The organism is Rhodococcus sp. NPDC076796 (genome assembly GCF_040702765.1).
GTDB lineage: Bacteria > Actinomycetota > Actinomycetes > Mycobacteriales > Mycobacteriaceae > Rhodococcoides.
Map to the genome: position 1 here is coordinate 76,577 of NZ_JBFBMS010000001.1, position 17,739 is coordinate 94,315.

Annotated in this window: 18 protein-coding genes; 8 read left to right on the forward strand and 10 right to left on the reverse strand. The window is 65.1% G+C overall.

Going from position 1 to position 17,739, the window contains the following annotated elements; translation table 11 throughout:
• Positions 1-39: 39 nt before the first annotated feature.
• Positions 40-1,260 carry an acetyl-CoA C-acetyltransferase gene (locus AB0366_RS00320; RefSeq protein ID WP_366242265.1) on the forward strand — a complete coding sequence of 407 codons (1,221 nt, stop codon included), beginning with the start codon at positions 40-42 and terminating at the stop codon, positions 1,258-1,260.
• 67 nt (positions 1,261-1,327) lie between these two features.
• Here the strand turns inward: AB0366_RS00320 and AB0366_RS00325 are convergent, their stop codons facing one another.
• Complete coding sequence (locus AB0366_RS00325; protein WP_366242266.1) at positions 1,328-2,173, reverse strand: Bax inhibitor-1/YccA family protein; 846 nt, start codon at positions 2,171-2,173, stop codon at positions 1,328-1,330.
• A gap of 197 nt (positions 2,174-2,370) precedes the next feature.
• On the opposite strand from AB0366_RS00325, the gene AB0366_RS00330 reads away from it, so the two are divergent.
• Positions 2,371-2,796: a hypothetical protein gene (locus tag AB0366_RS00330; protein ID WP_366242267.1), complete on the forward strand. Its 426-nt coding sequence runs from the start codon at positions 2,371-2,373 to the stop codon at positions 2,794-2,796.
• 9 nt (positions 2,797-2,805) lie between these two features.
• On the opposite strand, the gene AB0366_RS00335 is transcribed toward AB0366_RS00330, so the two are convergent.
• Positions 2,806-3,927 carry a methyltransferase gene (locus AB0366_RS00335; RefSeq protein WP_366242268.1) on the reverse strand — a complete coding sequence of 374 codons (1,122 nt, stop codon included), beginning with the start codon at positions 3,925-3,927 and terminating at the stop codon, positions 2,806-2,808.
• A gap of 82 nt (positions 3,928-4,009) precedes the next feature.
• On the opposite strand from AB0366_RS00335, the gene AB0366_RS00340 reads away from it, so the two are divergent.
• Complete coding sequence (locus AB0366_RS00340) at positions 4,010-4,132, forward strand: hypothetical protein (protein WP_259467969.1); 123 nt, start codon at positions 4,010-4,012, stop codon at positions 4,130-4,132.
• Between the two features lie 13 nt (positions 4,133-4,145).
• Here AB0366_RS00340 and AB0366_RS00345 read toward each other — a convergent pair whose 3' ends face one another.
• Genes AB0366_RS00345 through AB0366_RS00355 form a run of 3 tightly spaced genes read right to left on the reverse strand, consistent with a single transcriptional unit; the run spans position 4,146 to position 6,056 of the window.
• Positions 4,146-4,670, reverse strand: a complete 525-nt coding sequence (locus AB0366_RS00345; protein WP_366242269.1) for a peroxiredoxin — start codon at positions 4,668-4,670, stop codon at positions 4,146-4,148.
• A 17-nt stretch (positions 4,671-4,687) separates the two neighbouring features.
• The gene (locus AB0366_RS00350; protein ID WP_366242270.1) at positions 4,688-5,458 is read right to left on the reverse strand and encodes a tyrosine-protein phosphatase; all 771 of its coding nucleotides are present in this window, start codon (positions 5,456-5,458) and stop codon (positions 4,688-4,690) included.
• 25 nt (positions 5,459-5,483) lie between these two features.
• Positions 5,484-6,056: an antibiotic biosynthesis monooxygenase gene (locus AB0366_RS00355; RefSeq protein WP_366242271.1), complete on the reverse strand. Its 573-nt coding sequence runs from the start codon at positions 6,054-6,056 to the stop codon at positions 5,484-5,486.
• Positions 6,057-6,227: 171 nt separating this feature from the next.
• Between AB0366_RS00355 and AB0366_RS00360 the strand changes: the two genes are divergently transcribed.
• Together AB0366_RS00360 and AB0366_RS00365 are read left to right on the forward strand one after the other, a co-directional pair.
• Positions 6,228-6,725: an Lrp/AsnC family transcriptional regulator gene (locus AB0366_RS00360; protein ID WP_366242272.1), complete on the forward strand. Its 498-nt coding sequence runs from the start codon at positions 6,228-6,230 to the stop codon at positions 6,723-6,725.
• Positions 6,722-7,867: an FAD-binding oxidoreductase gene (locus AB0366_RS00365; protein WP_366242273.1), complete on the forward strand. Its 1,146-nt coding sequence runs from the start codon at positions 6,722-6,724 to the stop codon at positions 7,865-7,867. Before AB0366_RS00360 ends, AB0366_RS00365 begins: the two co-directional genes overlap by 4 nt.
• Positions 7,868-7,934: 67 nt before the next feature.
• Here the strand turns inward: AB0366_RS00365 and AB0366_RS00370 are convergent, their stop codons facing one another.
• Positions 7,935-8,552 carry a helix-turn-helix domain-containing protein gene (locus AB0366_RS00370; protein ID WP_366242274.1) on the reverse strand — a complete coding sequence of 206 codons (618 nt, stop codon included), beginning with the start codon at positions 8,550-8,552 and terminating at the stop codon, positions 7,935-7,937.
• 131 nt (positions 8,553-8,683) lie between these two features.
• Between AB0366_RS00370 and AB0366_RS00375 the strand changes: the two genes are divergently transcribed.
• The gene (locus tag AB0366_RS00375) at positions 8,684-10,165 is read left to right on the forward strand and encodes an MDR family MFS transporter (protein WP_366242275.1); all 1,482 of its coding nucleotides are present in this window, start codon (positions 8,684-8,686) and stop codon (positions 10,163-10,165) included.
• A gap of 1 nt (position 10,166) precedes the next feature.
• Here AB0366_RS00375 and AB0366_RS00380 read toward each other — a convergent pair whose 3' ends face one another.
• From AB0366_RS00380 to pdhA, 4 genes are read right to left on the reverse strand one after another with little or no spacing between them, the layout of a single operon-like run.
• Positions 10,167-12,314: a thiamine pyrophosphate-dependent enzyme gene (locus AB0366_RS00380; RefSeq protein WP_366242276.1), complete on the reverse strand. Its 2,148-nt coding sequence runs from the start codon at positions 12,312-12,314 to the stop codon at positions 10,167-10,169.
• Between the two features lie 37 nt (positions 12,315-12,351).
• The gene (locus tag AB0366_RS00385; protein WP_366242277.1) at positions 12,352-13,644 is read right to left on the reverse strand and encodes a dihydrolipoamide acetyltransferase family protein; all 1,293 of its coding nucleotides are present in this window, start codon (positions 13,642-13,644) and stop codon (positions 12,352-12,354) included.
• A 47-nt stretch (positions 13,645-13,691) separates the two neighbouring features.
• Positions 13,692-14,687 carry an alpha-ketoacid dehydrogenase subunit beta gene (locus tag AB0366_RS00390; protein ID WP_366242278.1) on the reverse strand — a complete coding sequence of 332 codons (996 nt, stop codon included), beginning with the start codon at positions 14,685-14,687 and terminating at the stop codon, positions 13,692-13,694.
• Positions 14,684-15,766 carry a pyruvate dehydrogenase (acetyl-transferring) E1 component subunit alpha gene (pdhA, locus tag AB0366_RS00395; protein ID WP_366242279.1) on the reverse strand — a complete coding sequence of 361 codons (1,083 nt, stop codon included), beginning with the start codon at positions 15,764-15,766 and terminating at the stop codon, positions 14,684-14,686. The genes AB0366_RS00390 and pdhA overlap by 4 nt, the downstream gene beginning before the upstream one ends.
• Before the next feature lie 134 nt (positions 15,767-15,900).
• Here pdhA and AB0366_RS00400 point away from each other — a divergent pair, with 134 nt between their 5' ends.
• Together AB0366_RS00400 and AB0366_RS00405 are read left to right on the forward strand one after the other, a co-directional pair.
• Complete coding sequence (locus AB0366_RS00400) at positions 15,901-16,380, forward strand: Lrp/AsnC family transcriptional regulator (RefSeq protein WP_032397602.1); 480 nt, start codon at positions 15,901-15,903, stop codon at positions 16,378-16,380.
• 248 nt (positions 16,381-16,628) lie between these two features.
• A complete protein-coding gene (locus AB0366_RS00405; RefSeq protein WP_366242949.1) occupies positions 16,629-17,657 on the forward strand; it encodes a Glu/Leu/Phe/Val dehydrogenase dimerization domain-containing protein in 1,029 nt (342 codons plus the stop codon).
• The last annotated feature ends 82 nt before the right edge of the window (positions 17,658-17,739 follow it).

A 17,739-nucleotide genomic window follows, 5' to 3' on the forward strand; every position in this document is an offset into this window, starting at 1 on the left:
AACAGAGCAGGTAAGCAGTATCGATTCGAAGGAGATCTCATGCCAGAGGCAGTCATCGTCGCCACCGCGCGCTCACCGATCGGCAGGGCGATGAAGGGGTCGCTCAAGGACATTCGTCCCGACGACCTCACCGCTCAGATGGTCGCCGCCGCGCTGGCCAAGGTGCCTTCGCTGGACCCGAAGGACATCGACGACCTGCTCCTGGGCTGCGGTCTGCCCGGCGGCATGCAGGGCAACAACCTCGCTCGTATCGTCGCAGTGCAGCTCGGCTACGACTCGCTGCCCGGAACGACGATCACGCGCTACTGTTCGTCCTCGCTGCAGACCACCCGCATGGCGCTGCACGCGATCAAGGCAGGCGAAGGTGACGTGTTCATCTCCGCAGGCGTCGAGAGCGTGTCGAGCTTCGTCCACGGCAGCTCGGATTCGCTTCCGGAAAGCCACAACCCGATCTTCGCCGACGCCGAAGCACGCACCAAGAAGGCACAGGAAGAGGGCGCGGACAGCTGGACCGACCCCCGCGAGAACGGCGAACTGCCCGACGCGTACATCGCGATGGGCCAAACGGCCGAGAACGTCGCCCTGCTCACCGGCATCACTCGCGAGGACCAGGACCACTGGGGCGTACGCAGCCAGAACCGCGCCGAGGAGGCCATCAACGCAGGTTTCTTCGAGCGGGAGATCACCCCGGTGACCCTGCCCGACGGCACCGTCGTCAACACCGACGACGGCCCTCGCGCCGGCACCACCTACGAGAAGATCAGCCAGCTCAAGCCGGTCTTCCGTCCGAACGGCACCATCACGGCGGGCAACGCGTGCCCGCTCAACGACGGCGCAGCAGCGCTCGTCATCATGAGCGACACCAAGGCCAAGGAACTGGGTCTGACCCCGTTGGCCCGCATCGTCTCCACCGGCGTCACCGGCACGTCTCCAGAGATCATGGGCCTTGGACCGATCGAGGCAACTCGGAAGGCGCTGAAGATCGCGGGTATGTCGATCTCCGACATCGACCTGTTCGAGATCAACGAGGCCTTCGCCGTGCAGGTCCTCGGATCGGCGCGCGACCTCGGCATCGAGGAGGACAAGCTCAACGTCTCCGGCGGTGCCATCGCGATCGGCCACCCGTTCGGTATGACCGGTGCACGCATCACCACCACGCTGCTGAACAACCTGACCACACAGGACAAGACGTTCGGCGTCGAGACCATGTGCGTCGGCGGCGGCATGGGTATGGCCATGGTGCTGGAACGTCTCAGCTGAGTCGCGGCACCACCACGAAAAAGCCCCGCCCTCCTCGAAGGAGTGGCGGGGCTTTTTCGTGTGAGTACTAGTCGTTCTGGAAGTAGCTCAGCAGACGCAGGATCTCGACGTACAGCCAGACCAACGTGATGGTCAGACCGAGAGCGACGCCCCAGGCTGCCTTCTCCGGAGCCTGTGCGCGGATCAGTTGATCGGCCTGGTCGAAGTCGAGCAGGAAGCTGAATGCCGCGATGCCGATGCAGACGAGGCTGAAGATGATGGCGATGGGTCCGCCGTCGCGAAGCCCGAATCCACCGTCCATGAAGAAGCTGGCCACAAGGTTGCCGAGCATCAGCACCACGACACCGATGAGGGCACCGACGATCATGCGGGTCAACCGCGGGGTGACGCGAATCGCACCGGTCTTGTAGACGATCAGCATGCCGAAGAACACGCCGAACGTGCCGAGGACGGCCTGCGAGATGAGGGTCCCGGCTCCGGCCCCCTGGATATCGAAGGTGAACAGGAAGGACAGGGCACCGAGGAAGATGCCCTCCGCTGCCGCGTAAGCGAGAACGATCGCCTTGTTGTCCATCTTGCGGCCGAACGCCGCGAACATGACCAGACCGAAACCGACCAGGCCACCGACGATGACGAACGGCATGGCCAGATCGTTGTTGTTCTGGACGAGGAGGTACGAGATGATCGCCGTGACGCTCAGCACACCGAGGGTGATGCCGGTCTTGGTGACGACGTCGTCGATCGTCATGGCCCGCTGCGCGGGCTGCGTGGTGTACGGATCGGCCTGCGTTCCGGGATGCTGGCCGAAGGTTGCGGCCTGCGAGGCTCCAGCCGTCGCAGATCCGAATGTGGCGTAGCCGCCGCCCTGCTGCTTGGGCAGGTTGCGGAACACCGGGTTGCTGGAGGTGCGCACCGTGTCTCTTCCCTTCGTAAGTTCTGATCCCCACCGGGGATCTCCCCGTCGGTCATCAGTAGAACGTCTGACATCCGGACAAAAGTTCCCAGGAGGAGAACTTCTACGACGGACAAATCGGACTCTACCGGGTACGGCCTCGACACGCGGAGACGACGGCGTGTGTGACACCGAATCGAAACGGGCACTATGAGGAAATGGCAATCGAAGACGGACCCGACCAGACCTTGGACCCCAGCGAAAGCGTCGACTCCGACGAGGTGCGCAACGATGACGGCGACACCGTGGTCGATCCTCCCGACCACTGGAGCGAGGCCAACAGCTTCGGCACCACCGCTCGCGAGGCCGCCGAGGGCGAGAGTCTGGACCTCAAGCTCAGCGAGGAAGAACCCGACGTCGCCGTCGAGGAGGATCTCGACCGCCCTATCGCGGAGACACCCGACGACGAGCTGACCGAGGAACTGGTCGATCACGTGGTCGAGGAATCCGACGAGGATCCCGACATCGATTACGCGGAAGGTCAGCGTCAGGCCGAAATCGTCGAGGGCACTCTCGTCGAGGATCTCGGCCGCAACCGAGGCCAGATCGACGGAACCCCCGAAGACGGCGGCCCGGTCACCTGATGCTCACCGTTACTCGCTCGGGCGTACCGAGCGAGCGACGGTGAACTTGCCGTTGCGCCCCATCAGGTCGGTGGGGCCAACGGCGTCGGCCAGTTCGCGTCGATAGTTCAGATGGGTGTTGAACACCGTCCACAGCTGCCCGCCGGGCCTCAGGACTCGACCCGCCGCCGCGAACAACTTGCTCGCGCCGCCCGTGTGCACTGCGGCACCCTCGTGGAACGGCGGGTTGCAGACCACCAGATCGACCGACTCGGACTCGACAGTGGACATCGCATCGTCGGCGAGCACCGACACTCGCGTCCCGTTGGCCTCGGCTGTGGCCGCCGCCGACGCGATCGCTGCGGCCGAGCGATCGGTGGCGATCACCTCGAGATCAGGCCTGGACCGGGCCAGCTCGGTGGCGAGAATTCCTGTGCCACAACCCAAGTCGACGGCAACACGGGCTCGCGGGAGCATCTTCGGAACGTACTCGAGCAGATAGCGCGTCCCGATGTCGAGACCGGCCCCCGCGAACACCGCGCCGTGCGCCACCACCGTCAAGTCCAGATCGGCAATCCGCTTGCTCACCGGATACGTCATGCCCGACGCCACCGCCCCACGTGCGGTGAGCACTCGGGCTTTCTGCCGTCCTCGGCCGGCCGTGACGGTCTCGAACGACTTTCGCAGGACGTCGTTCATTGCCGGGGTCATGTGCTTGTCTCGTCCGCCCGCGAGGACGACGACGTCCGCCGACGCGTGTGCGGCGATGTGCTCGGCGATCTCGGTCAGTTCGGCCAGACCGCGCGGCAACTGCATCAACACCACCCCGACGCCGTCGAGCAGTTCGGCACCCAGTGCGTGCTGGGTGTAGGAGCCCGACATCGAAACCCGCGCAGCGTTCAGCTCGAGCGCGCGCACTCCGGTGACGGCGTCCTGATGAACGCGTACCGCGGCGAACCCGAGAGAAACGGCCCCGAGGGTCAGGGCTCCGTACCGGTCGCCGATCACCGCGATCGGCGTGGTCCTGTCGATTCCGGGAAGTTCGTCGACGGTATCGAGGACGAGGCGGTCCGCAGCGTCGACGGCATGGAGGTTGGGTGCCTCGGCGTCGGGCTCACGACGAAGGGCGTCGAACAGGGATTCATCGGGCACTCGAGCAGTATCCCACCCGGCGGAGCCCAGACAGCCCGCGCGGCGAGTGGCTATTGCCGCGAATCAGGGGCATGCTCGGGGAATGGAACACCAAGACAAGAACGAGGCGCTCTTCAGCCATCCCGACGATGCGTCCACCGATGCACACGCCGAAACCTCCAAGCCTGCCGTCTACACCGCCCTGTTCAGCGGCGCGAACGAATAACGAGAACAGCCCTTCACGACAGGTAGCGCAGGTACTCCAACGCCTTGGTCGCATGCACGTGACCGCGTTCGCTCTGCACCACCATCCGCACCACTCGGTTCCGATCGATCACGAATGTCGTCCGCTTCACGGACAGTAGCTGCCGAAGATACCCACGGTTGGCTGCATGCGCCCGCCCGCGTTCGAGCTCACGAAGCCGACGCCGCCGGGTGAACCACCCGCCTCGTCGCACTCCGAACTGCTCTGCCACCGCACCATCGGAGTCGGACAGCAACGGGTAGTCGAACGACCTCTGCAGCGCGAAATGCTGGTTGCGGTCTCGGGTGTCGGTACTGATGCCCACCCGTTGTGCGCCGAATCTCTCGAATTCCGTGCCCAAGTCCCTGAAGTGACACGCTTCGGCCGTGCAGATGGGGCTGTTGGCCGCCGGGTAGAAGAACAGCACGACCGGACCCGACGCGGTCAGGTCGGAGAGCGCACGGAGTTCGCCGGAATGGTCCGGCAACTCGAAGTCCGGGGCGGTCTTTCCGATGCGCATGGGCCCGAGGTTACCGCTCAGCCCTCCACGAGGGCGGCAGTCAGGCGTTGTCGGAGATCCCGATCGATGCCCAGGTAGTTCAAATATCCCTCGAACGAGCCGTGCGTCGACTTCATGACGTCCAGTCCGTGCTCCAGGTAGGACGCGCGGACCCCCAACATCGCGTCGGTGGGTAGGCCGTCCGCCTCCGCGGCTCCCGCCCATGTGCGGCGCACGTGAGCGAGCAGTGGGGCCACCGCGTCGTTGCTTCTCAGGTAATCCGCGACGATGTCGTCCTCGTCGACCCCCGCGGCCCGCAGGACCGTCGACACGGTCCACCCTGCTCGGTCCTTACCCGCGGCGCAGTGGACCAGAACCCCACCGCGTCGTTCGGCGAGGGCGTCGACCACTCGTTTGATGGCATACGACGCCCCGTCGAGTGTCGGATAGGAGGCGTAGGCCCGCAGCATGTAGTCCACTTGGCTCTGCTCGTCGCTGATCGGGGCTTCGTGGGGGGCGCGCTCGCCCCGCACGGTGTCGAACGGCACCGAGATCGATCGGACCCCCTCGGGAACTCGGTCCGCGCCACTTCGGCCTATCTCCGGCTCACCACGAAAGTCGAACACCGTGCGAATGCCGAGGTCCGCGATTGTGCGTCGACCGTGCTCGGTCAGCGCACTCAATTCGGATGCGCGATAGAACGATCCGGGCCGAACCGTCGCCCCGTCCGTGGTACGCGCGCCGCCGAGATCGCGGAAGTTCCAGGCCCCGTCGAGGGCGAATTGATCGTGTACCGGGGCGTCGGGCATGGGTTCGACCCTATCGAAGGCAATGCTACGAGCGCGGTACCAGCCACCGACGTAGCCGGGCGGTGACGAACGGCATCACCACGTAGACCATCAGCGGCGTGCACATCATCACCACCAGCGCGGTGCGCAGAGCCACGTTCAGGTCCGTCAGGTGTGGTGTCAGAACGATGTTGACGAGCAAACTCACGGCGTAGAAGGCCACGCCGATCGAAATCGCCTGCTTCCACCGCGGCGGCGGACCACCGATCACCCGGACGGCGTCGGTGAGATTGGACTGCGGCTCGAACCATCCCTCCACACCGGAGAGTCGATGTGTCGCAACGTCGTCGGCGATGGGACGGCCGGTGCTGAGCCACGTGCGCCTGGCATCCGAGCGCAGCCAGGCATCGAGGTTGTCGTGTGTCTCGAATCGATACACCACGTGGTAGTCGCTGGAATCGCCGGAACTACGCAGCCAACCGCCACCGAGAAATCCGGGAAAGGTTCGGACGAGATCCATCCCGTGATCGGTCCACTCCACGAAGTCGGCCTCGTATCCCTGACGAACGCGTCGTGCGACCGAGGTCGTGACGTGATCGAGCGTGTCGGTCGTGGTCATGCGGTACCCCTCCTGCGCGTGTTCGTCGCGGATCGATGTGTTCTACACAGAGTGCGGCCACATGGACCTACATTCAAATCGAGAGTCGGATCGGAGATCGATGGCTTATGGAAGGAAAGAATGTGACAATTCGTCTACAGAGACCCTTCTCGAGCGACCTGGAGTGGACGGATGGCACAGCACCGACCCGAGTACCAGCTCGACGACGTGGACCGACGCATCGTCACCGAGCTCAGCCGTGACGGCCGAATGTCCATGCGTGCCCTGGCCGAGGCCACCCATATCTCGCGGGCGCACGCGTACGTGCGCGTCGACCGTCTCGTCGACGAAGGGGTCATCGAGGGATTCACCGCACGCATCGCCTACGAGAAAGCGGGGTTCGGCGCGTCGGCGTATGTGGCACTGTCCATTCGGCAGGATTCCTGGCGCGCCGTCGCCGACGACCTGAGCACCTTCCCGTTCGTCGAACACGTCAGCCTCATGGGCGGCGACTTCGACGCACTCGTTCTGGTGCGAGCTCCGGACACCTCGGCACTACGCCATCTGGTGCTCGACAAGCTGCAGGGACTCGACGGGATACTGTCGACGCGAACCTGGCTGATCTTCGACGAGGCGATCGGACCCGGCGCGCAGTGGACCGCCGAGACGACGAACGGGAGCAATCCATGACCACGCCCGAGCGAGAACCGAACTTCACCGACGTGATCGTGATCGGCGGCGGAATCGGGGGTGTCTCGCTCGGTTACGAACTCGCGAGCGACCGACGCGTCGCACTGCTCGAGCGCGAATCGACCCTGGCCTTCCACACCACCGGACGTTCGGCCGCCCTGTTTCTGGAAACCTACGGCAACAGCACCATTCGGGCACTGACGACGGCCAGCCGGGCATTTCTGGTCGACCCGCCGGAGCACTTCCGATCCGAGCTGCTCGCCCCGCGTCCGCTGCTGCAGTTCGCGGCCACCGGGCGAGGTGACGCGCTCGAGGCCCTGTACGCGGACGTCAGCCGACTGACACCCGACGCCCAATTGGTCTCCCCGGCCGACGCGCGTACGCTCTTCCCGCCGCTACGTCCCGAACTGATCGATTGCGCACTGTACGAACCACATTCGATGGAGGTCGACGTCCACGCACTGCATCAGGGCTTCGTGCGGGGGCTGCGCGATCGAGGTGGACGAGTCCACACCGGGGCAGGCGTGACGCAGCTCAGCCGCGTCGACGGACTGTGGCACGTGCACACCACGGACGGGTCGGTCCACACCGCTCCTCTCGTCGTCGACGCAGCAGGCGCATGGGCGGACGTCGTCGGCGAGATGGCGGGTGCCGATCCGATCGGACTCGTCCCGATGCGTCGCTCGGTGTTCATGGTCGCCGCGCCCGATGATCTGGACACCGCGAATCTGGCGACGTTGAGCGACATGGACGAGAAGTTCTATATCAAACCAGAAGGCGCACAGTTGTTGTGCTCACCGGCTGACGAGACGCCCACCGAGCCCAGTGACGCGCGTCCCGACGAGTTGGAGATCGCGCGCGCGTTCGACGACATCGCCGAGGCCACCACGCTGACGGGCCGGCATCTGCGGTCGTCCTGGGCTGGCCTGCGCAGCTTCGTTCCCGATCGCACCCCGGTCGTGGGCTTCGATCGGAAGGTCGAGGGCTTCTTCTGGTGCGCCGGTCAGGGTGGATACGGAATCCAGACCTGTGCGGCGCTGGCCCGAGTCGGCGCGACAATCGTTCGCGGAGAACCGCTTCCGCAGGACGTGGCCGCCCGCGGACTACTGGCCGACGACTTGGCTCCGCAGCGCTTCGGGTGAGAGGCGCTCCGCGCCACGTGCACGAAAGCTCGACCTGGGCTACGAAGTTCCACTCACATCGACAAGCTCAATCGGCCACGACGCGTCGGAGATCACGCACCGTGGTTCGGTAGATGTCCAGTAGATCGGCGTCCTGCCCACCGTCGACTCGCTCGGCCCAGTCGTCGAAGGCGATGCGCATGACCATCCCGGCCCCCTCGACCAGAAGTCTCGCGTAGGAACGTGGCTCGTGGCCACCGAGCTTCTCGGCCACCGCATCGGTGACGCGGCACAATGTCATCGCGTCGTGGGCGAAGGCCGCGGATCGCAGGTGCGCGTCGGCCCCGATCAACCGTCGGGTACGTCGGAGACGATCTCGCACCTCGTCAGGCGCGGAGGAAAGTCGTTCGACGGATCGCTCGTAGAGTGCTTCGATACCGGTGATGGTGATGTTCTTCGGTGCCGTGGACGCCAGCCAGGCGTTCAGGTCGACATCCAGGTCCGGGTCGTTTCCGAGGACGGACTCCTCCTTCGACGCGAAGCTGCGGAAGAACGTGCTGGGCGACACCCCGGCCCGACGCGCGATCTCGTCGACCGTCGTCGCGGCGCACCCTTGCTTCTCGAACAGGTCGAGCGCGGCGCGGGTGATCTCGAGTTGGGTGTCTCGGCGACGTCGCTCTCGCAGATCGGGCGCTCGTTCGGTCATCCTCGTCACTCCTTCGTGTTCTCGCTGTCAACTTACCAGTAGTATTCAAGTTGACAGTCACTGTCATGATGATTCAAGCTATCTGAGCGGGCCGAAAGTCCGCACTTCGAACCCATACTCGAAAGCTTCCGATGACCTCACCTGAGACCGACCACATATCCGAGCCCACGTCGGGCGACGAACTCGCGCCGGGCAGCAAACTACTGATCGGCATTCTCGTCATCGCGGCGTTCGTCATGATCCTCAACGAGACGATCATGAGCGTGGCACTACCGACCCTGATGGTCGACCTCGACATCACGGCGACGACGGCGCAGTGGCTCACCACCGGGTTCCTGCTGACCATGGCCGTGGTCATCCCCATCACCGGATTCCTGTTCCAGCGATTCACGTTGCGTCAGGTGTTCGTCGCAGCGATGACGCTGTTCACCGTCGGCACACTGCTCGCGGCCTCGGCCCCGGGATTCGAACTGCTCCTGCTCGGACGCATCACCCAGGCCAGCGGCACGGCAATCATGTTGCCGCTGCTCATGACCACGGTGCTCACCGTCGTCCCGGCCCACAAGCGCGGCGCGATGATGGGCGTGATCTCCATCGTCATCGCCGTGGCACCCGCTGTCGGTCCGACGATCTCGGGCATCATTCTCAACTCGCTGGACTGGCGCTGGATGTTCTGGCTCGTCCTGCCGATCGCCCTCGTCGCGTTCGCGATCGGGACCACTCTCGTGAAGAACGTGACCCAGACCGGGCGACCGTCGTTCGATCCGCCGTCGGTCGTGTTGTCCGCGTTGGCGTTCGGCGGGATCGTCTACGGCCTGAGCAGCCTCGGACACTCGGCCGAGGAGTCCGTGGTGCCGGTGTGGCTGCCGCTGGTGGTCGGTGCGATCTCCCTCGTCGTGTTCGTTCTCCGGCAGATCTCGCGCCAGGATCGCGGCGGCGCACTGCTGGACATGCGTCCGTTCCGCACCCCCACTTTCAGCATCGGCCTCGGTATGATCGCGATCTCGATGATGGCACTGTTCGGCGCTCTGATCCTGCTGCCGATGTATCTGCAGAACGTCCGCGGACTCGACACTCTCGACACCGGACTGATGCTGCTCCCCGGCGGACTGCTGATGGGTCTGCTCGCGCCGTTCGTCGGACGCATCTTCGACCGAATCGGTCCGCGCCCGTTGGTCATTCCGGGCGCGATGGTGGTGAGCGCCGCACTGTGGTCGATGACCGTGCTGGACGCGCAATCTGCGCTCCCGCTCGTGATCGGTATCCACATGCTGCTCTCGGCGGGTCTCGCTCTCATCATGACGCCGCTGATGACATCGTCGCTGGGATCGCTTCCGGCACAGCTGTACTCACACGGAAGCGCCATCTTCAACACGGTTCAGCAGTTGGCCGGTGCTGCGGGTACCGCCCTGTTCGTCACCGTCATGTCGAACACCGCAGCAGCCCGAATCTCCGACGGCGCAACCCAGGTCGGCGGTTCGGAGGCCGGTATCCACACCGCCTTCCTCTACGGCGGCGCAGTATCTCTGGTGGCCGTGGCGGCGTCGTTCTTCATCCGCGCCCCGGCACGCAAGGATCTCGACGAGATCGCTCCCGTACAGCCGGTGCACTGAGTCAACCGGATTCGACCATCTCCGCAGCCGCAGACACGATCTCGTCTTCCGACAGGAGGACGAGATCGGCTGCGCCGCCCAGCGGAACGAACGAATTCTTGCTCGCCACTCGGCGAATCGTACCCGCGTAGCCACCCTCGATCAGGGCCGTCACGACGCCTTCTCCCACTCCCCCGTCGTGCCGGGTCTCGTCCGCGATCAACACTCGATCGAAGCCTTCGAGCCGGCGCAGAAGGTCGTCGACCGGCAGCGGAACGATCCAGCGCAGATCGACGATCGTCACGCCGATCCCGCGCTCACGCAACCTCGACGCGGCGCGCCTGCTCATCACCACCCCGTTACCGAAGGTGACGATGGCCAGATCCTCACCGTCCGAATGGGTTGCGATGGTCGCGAACTCGGCCGACGCGTCGTCGACGCACCGCAACGCCCCGTCGCCGTCGTCCAGATCGACGCGGTGATACAGCGCAATCGGCTCCAGAAAGACGCATACCCGTCCCTCCTCCACGGCCAGCGCCACGCACGTCCGCAGCAGCGCGGCGGCCTCGGCAGCGGAACTCGGAACGGCAACGACGATGCCCGGAATATCGCGCAGAACCGCAACCGCGTTGTCGTTGTGAAAGTGCCCACCGAAACCGCGCTGGTACGCCAGACCGGCGATGCGCACGACCATCCCGTTGGTGAACTGCGCATCGGAGAAGAACTTGAGCGACGCGGCCTCACCGCGCAGCTGATCCTCGGCATTGTGCAGGTACGCCAGATACTGAATCTCGGGTATCGGGACGAATCCTGCGAGCGCGGCACCGAGGGCGGTGCCGAGCACCGTCTGCTCGTCGAGCACCGTATCGAAAACCCTTGCTGCGCCGTATTTCTTGCGCAGACCCTTCGTGACGCCGTAGACGCCGCCCTTGACGGCCACGTCCTCCCCGAACACGAGGACCTCCGGTCGCGCCGCCATGATGTCGGCGAGCGTCGTGTTGATCATGGCCGCCAGCGTCAGACGCGGCCCACCCTGTGCCGGTCGCAGGCTCTGCTCGGTGGCGGCCACGGCAATCGGTCGCCGTTCGGTGAGCGGAGCCATCACCGCGTCCGCGGTGTCCAGGCGCGACGATGCCCCGGACCGCAGCGACTCGACCATCGCCTCGGCCTCGGTCATCACGGTCTCGCGTAGTGCCTCGTAGCGACCTTCGACGTCGGCTGCCGAGAGCACACCGGCCCCGATCAGCGCACGTGCGCAGGCCAGCAACGGATCTCGTGCGTAGTCGCCGACGATGTCTGCGTTGGTTCGGTACGCGAGCTCGGCGTCGGATCCGGCGTGGCCCATCAATCGCACCGTCTCGAGGTGCAACATCACCGGCCGACGCCCCGACCGCACTGCGGCGACAGCGGCGTCCACGGTACTCATCAGCGCGACCGGGTCGGTCCCGTCGGCTCGGACGTACTCGATCGACGGAAATCGGCTGAGCGACTGCGTGATCCAGCCCCGCGGTGACCGGGTACTGATTCCGATGCCGTTGTCCTCGCAGACGAGAAGGATCGGCATCGGAATCGACTGGTGGGCACAGTACGCAGCCGAATTGAGCGCACCGACCGTCGTCGAATGATTGGCCGAGGCATCGCCGAAGCTGCACACCACGATGGCGTCCTCGGGCCACGGCGTTCGATGACGCAGCGCCTTCGCGCGCCCGAGAGCGAACGCCAGTCCGACCGCGCGCGGAACCTGCGAACCGATGGTGGAGGTCTGTGGCACGATGCCCAGATCCGGGTGCCCGAACACCTTGTGGCGTCCGCCCGAGATGGGGTCGCGGGTGGACGCGACCAACCCGGCCAGCACGTCGTGGATCGGGTTCGAGCCCGAATGCTGTTGTGCACGTGCGGCATAGAAACCGCCCGAGCGGTAGTGCAGCAGTGCCGGGTCGGTGACCGTCGTCGCGGCACCGACGGCTGCATTTGCTTCGTGCCCAGACGATCCGATGGTGTAGTAGCCGAAGCCCTCGGACTGCAACCAACGGGCTGCGAAGTCCAGGTGCCGGCTCGCGAGCTGCGCATCGAAGTACCTCAGCAGACGATCCGGATCGGCGAGCTCCGGCCCGCTCGTCGAGGCGACCCTGATCCGGTCCAGGAAATGCGCGTCGATCGCGTTCGCCACGCTCGCCCCTCTTCTTCTCACGGTACGAGCCGGGAAGTCAGCCCAGCGCGATCATATCCACCGGAGAGCTCAACAACCGGCCGACGAGCGCGAGAAACTGCGATCCTTGCTGACCGTCGACGAGGCGATGGTCGAACGAGAGCGACAGTGTCGTCACCGACCGTAGTGCGATCTCGCCCTCGTGTTCCCACGGCATGCGGCGAATGGAGCCGAAACAGAGGATGGCGGCCTCGCCGGGGTTGAGGATCGGCGTACCGGAGTCGACTCCGAACACTCCGACGTTGGTGATGGTGATTGTGCCGTCGGCGAGATCGGCCGGGCTGCTCTTGCCTTCCTTGGCCGTTCGCGTCAGATCCGACAGTGCACGGGCGATGTCCACCAGAGACTTCTCGTGTGCGTCCTTGATGTTCGGCACCATCAGTCCGCGCGGAGTCGCGGCGGCGATACCGAGATTGACGTAATGCTTGGTGACGATCTCCTGAGTCGTCTCGTCCCAGGAGGAGTTGAGCGACGGATTCGATTTCAGCGCAACGAGAACCGCCTTGGCGACCAGAGCCAGCGGGGTCAGCCGCACGTCTGCGAAATGGGCCGAGGACCGCAGAGACTCCAGCAACGTCAGGGTGTCGGTGACGTCCACGGTCACGAACTCGGTGACGTGCGGAGCGGTGAATGCACTGCGCACCATCGCATCCGCCGTGTGCTTGCGCACCCCCTTGATCGGTGTGCGCTCTTCGCGACCGACCCGTAGCGGGGCCTGCTCCCCTGCAGTGTCGGCTCCGTGCAGATACGACTCGATATCCTCGCGGGTGACGTCGCCGCGAGTTCCGGTCGGGGGAACCTCGGCCAGATCGACAGCGTTGTCCTTGGCGATCTTTCGCACCGGCGGTGCCGCCAGCGGTTTTCCGTTCTGCGCGTTCGGTGTCGGGGTGACCGCTGCAGTTCCACGGCCGCCGCGTCGACTGGAGCCTTCCTTCGCCACGCCGTATCCGACCAGAACCGGCACGCGTTCTTCGCCGTCCTCGGCCGGGGCGGCACCGTCGGTGAGGGGAGCGACGGGCTCCGGCTCGGAACCGCTCTCGTCGTCGCCACCGACCCTGATGTCGATGATCGGCACCCCGACCTCGACGGTGTCACCCTCCGAGACATGCAGCGCGGCAACGACACCGGCAAACGGCGACGGAAGTTCGACGGCGGCCTTGGCCGTTTCGACCTCGGCGATGTTCTGGTTCAACTCGATCGTGTCGCCGACCGCGACGAGCCAGGTCAGCAGATCGGCCTCGGTGAGGCCCTCCCCGAGGTCGGGCAACGGAAAGCTCTTGATGGTGGGCATCGTTGAATCCTGTTCGGTGTCGATATCGGCGTTCGGTGAGCGCGAGGTCAGTGCGAGCGGCAGCGGTCGACTGCGTCGAGGATCCGGTCTACATCGGGAAGGAAGAATTTCTCCAGTTTCGATGCCGGGTACGGGGTGCCGAAGCCACCGACGCGCAACACCGGTGCCTCGAGGTTGTAGAAGCACCGTTCGGAGATTCGAGCTGCGATCTCCGAACCGAGTCCCATGAACACCGGAGCCTCGTGCGTGATGACCAGACGCCCGGTCTTGCGTACCGAGGCCTCGATGGTCTCGAAGTCGATGGGCGAGAGCGAACGAAGATCGATGACCTCGATCGACACTCCCTCGTGGGCAGCGACTTCGGCGGCCTTGCGTGCGGTGGCGACGAGAGGTCCGTACGCGATCAGGGTGACATCGGTGCCCTCGGTGACCACTCGCGCCCGATGCAGCGGGTACGACGCGTCGGTGTCGAGATCGATCGGGCTCTTCTCCCAGTACCGACGCTTGGGCTCGAAGAACAACACCGGGTCGTCACTCGCAATGGCCTGCTGAATCATCGAGTAGCCGTCGGCAGCGTTGCTGCAGGTGACCACGCGAAGGCCTGCGGTCTGTGCGAAATACCCTTCGGGAGACTCCGAATGGTGCTCGACGGCACCGATCCCACCGCCGTACGGCACCCGAATCGTCATGGGAATCTTGACGTTGCCGCTCGTGCGGTAATGCAGCTTGGCCACCTGCGAGACGATCTGGTCGAACGCCGGGTAGATGAAGCCGTCGAACTGGATCTCGCACACCGGCCGAAAACCTCGCATCGCGAGCCCGACGGCGGTCCCGATGATGCCCGATTCCGCCAACGGCATGTCGAGTACCCGGCCGGGGCCGAAGTCCTTCTGCAAACCGTCGGTGATGCGGAAGACGCCGCCGAGTTTGCCGATGTCCTCGCCCATCAGCAGAACTTTCGGGTCGTTCTCCATCGCTCGTCGCAGACCTGCATTGATGGCCTTGCCCAACGGAAGACTGGTGGGCCGTTCCAAGGTGGTCATGACGTAGCTCCTTCGAATCCGGCTTGGTACGAGGCGAACTGGGCCCGCTCGTCGTCCAGAAGGGGGTGTGGATCGGCATAGACGTTGTCGAACACCGACATCGCTTCCGGTTCGACGGTCTCGAGACAACCGCGACGAAGCTCGGCTGCGACCTCGTCGGCGGTGCGCTTCACCGAGGCGGCGAACGCGTCGTCGAACACGCCGATTCGTCTGAGCAACTTCTCGATTCGGTCGATCGGATCCTTGGCGCGCCATTCGTCGTCGGTGGCACCCGAGCGGTATCGCGTCGGATCGTCGGAGGTGGTGTGCGGGCCCATCCGGTAGGTGACCGCCTCGATGAGCGTCGGGCCGCTACCTTCGCGGGCGCGGGCGAGTGCTGCCCTGGTCACAGCCAGGACGGCGAGAACGTCGTTGCCGTCGACGCGGACCGACGGAATTCCGTATCCCTCACCGCGGGCGGCGATCGTCGCCTTCGTCTGCACCGTCACCGGTTCGGAAATGGCCCACTGGTTGTTCTGGCAGAAGAAGACCACCGGTGCGTGGAAACTCGCGGCGAAGCCGAGTGCCTCGGAAATATCGCCCTGGCTGGTGGCACCGTCGCCGAAGTAGGTGATGGCCGCGCCCTCGGCTCCCTCGAGTTGCATGCCGATGGCGTACCCGGTTGCGTGCAGGCCCTGCGACCCGACGATGATGGCCGGCGTCGTCATGCGGTATTCGTACGGGTCCCAGCCGGAGAGGGTCGATCCGCGCCAGAAGCGCAGCATCCGGGTGGGGTCGACGCCTCGGCAGTAGGCGACCCCGTGCTCGCGGTAGCTGGCGAACACGAAGTCCTCGGTGTCGAGCGCGCGGGCCGAACCGACCTGCGCCGCTTCCTGCCCGAGCAGCGGTGCCCACAACCCCAGTTCGCCCTGTCGCTGGAGCGCGGTCGCCTCGGTGTCGATGCGCCGGACGACCACGAGATCGCGGTACATCTCCATCATCGCGGCCGGGTCGATGTCGGCGACGAGAGGCGAGTAGGTCTCGTTGCGGACCACCGTTCCAGATTCTTTGATCAGCTGTACCAGCGAGGTGGTGTTCATGTTCGTGGCACTCTCCGTCGTGGTGTGATGTCTTTCACAAGCACACCACCGACATCCACCCTGCACAAGTGATGACTTCACAACTGCGCAGTGTGCACAATATTGGGTAACGACTGAGCTACAGGAAGTGCGCAATGACAGATCTGGACAAGACCGACGCCCGCCTCCTTCTCGCCCTGTGCGCCAAACCACGAGCCACCGGCGTCGAACTCGCCACGACCTTGGGCCTGTCCCGCAACACCGTGCAGGCGCGCCTCGGTCGATGGGACGACAAGGGATCGCTCACGCCGATCGATCACCGCATCCCACCGAAGTCTCTGGGGCGGCCGCTACAAGCATTCGTCACCGCACAGGTCAACCAACACACGCTCGCCGCAGTGACCCAACACCTTCGCACCATCCCGGAGGTGCTCGAAGTGTTCGGGCTGTCCGGAGCAGCGGACATGCACATCCGCATCGCGGCCGTCGACGCCGACGACCTGTATCGCATCGCGGGTCTCATTCTCGATATCCCCGGAGTCGAGCGCACCAACATGTCCATCGCGATGAGCGAGCTGATCCAGTACCGCACCAAGCCGTTGCTCGAGCAGCTCGCCGAGGACGGTCGTCGCTGAGCAGCCCGACCACCCCGGCGCGGTCGATCCGAGATGCACCGTGCAACATGCACATTCTCGGCAACAGCGGTTGACCAGCGTGCACGTTCACGACACTCTTCGAGGACACGAATTCCGGATACCACCCATTTCCGGTACCGCCGCCTCATCACCGAAAGAGACCGCCTGTGTCCGTCGTTGCCGACCACCCCGCCGCCGTACCCACCCTGACCGATCACCTGCCGACGGGCGTCTTCGATCGTCCCGACATGCCGCGCGACTGCGCACACGAACGCGTCGTGTTCTGCCAGGACCCCGACACCGGTCTGCGCGCGATCATCGCGGTCCACTCCACAGCCCTCGGTCCGGCTCTCGGCGGAACTCGCTTCTACCCCTACGTTTCCGAGCAGGAAGCGTTGACCGACGTGCTGCGCCTCTCCCGCGGAATGACGTACAAGGCAGCCGTCGCGGGAGTCGATCTGGGCGGCGGCAAAGCAGTGATCATCGGCAACCCCAACGCCATCAAGACCCCGACTCTGCTGAACGCATACGGCCGGTTCGTCGAATCACTCGGTGGCACCTACGTGACGGCAGGTGATGTGGGCACCAACAGCGACGACCTCGACATCATCGCCGAGGAGACGGCACACGTCGTCGGCAAGAACACCACCGCGGGCGGCACCGGCGACAGCGGCCCCCAGACCGCGCTCGGGGTCTTTCTCTCGCTCCTCGCCGCAGCCGAATCGACATGGGGCTCGGACGATCTGACCGGCAAGCGCGTCGGCGTCGAGGGTGCGGGCAAAGTGGGCTACAACCTCGTTGCACTGCTGCGCGAGGCCGGTGCCGAGGTGGTCGTCAGCGACTCCTACCCGCCTGCCCTCGACCGCATCGCCCTGGACTTCCCCGGTGTCACCGTCGAATCCGACATCATCGGTGCCGACATCGACGTCTATGCGCCGTGCGCCATGGGTTCCACCCTCGATGCCTCGTCGGTGGCCCGGTTGTCGGCGTCCATCGTGTGCGGCGCGGCGAACAATCAACTCCTCACACCCGATGTCGAGGCCATGTTGGCTGCGCGCGGAATCGTATGGGTACCCGATTACGTCGCCAACGCCGGCGGTCTGATCCAGGTGGAAGGCGAACTGCGCGGGAAGGATTCGGAAGAAGTGATGGCCACGATCGGCAAGATCCGCGACACCGTCACGGGCATCTTCGCCATCGCCCGCGCCGAGGGCATCCTGCTCGGCGCAGCAGCCGATCGACTGGCCGAGGATCGAATCGCGGCTGCTCGCAGCTGATCACAAGCAAGCTTCGCTCCACTCTCGGCCGTCGATCGGGGATTCCCGCACTGACGGTCACAGAGTGGAGCGAAACGTGCAG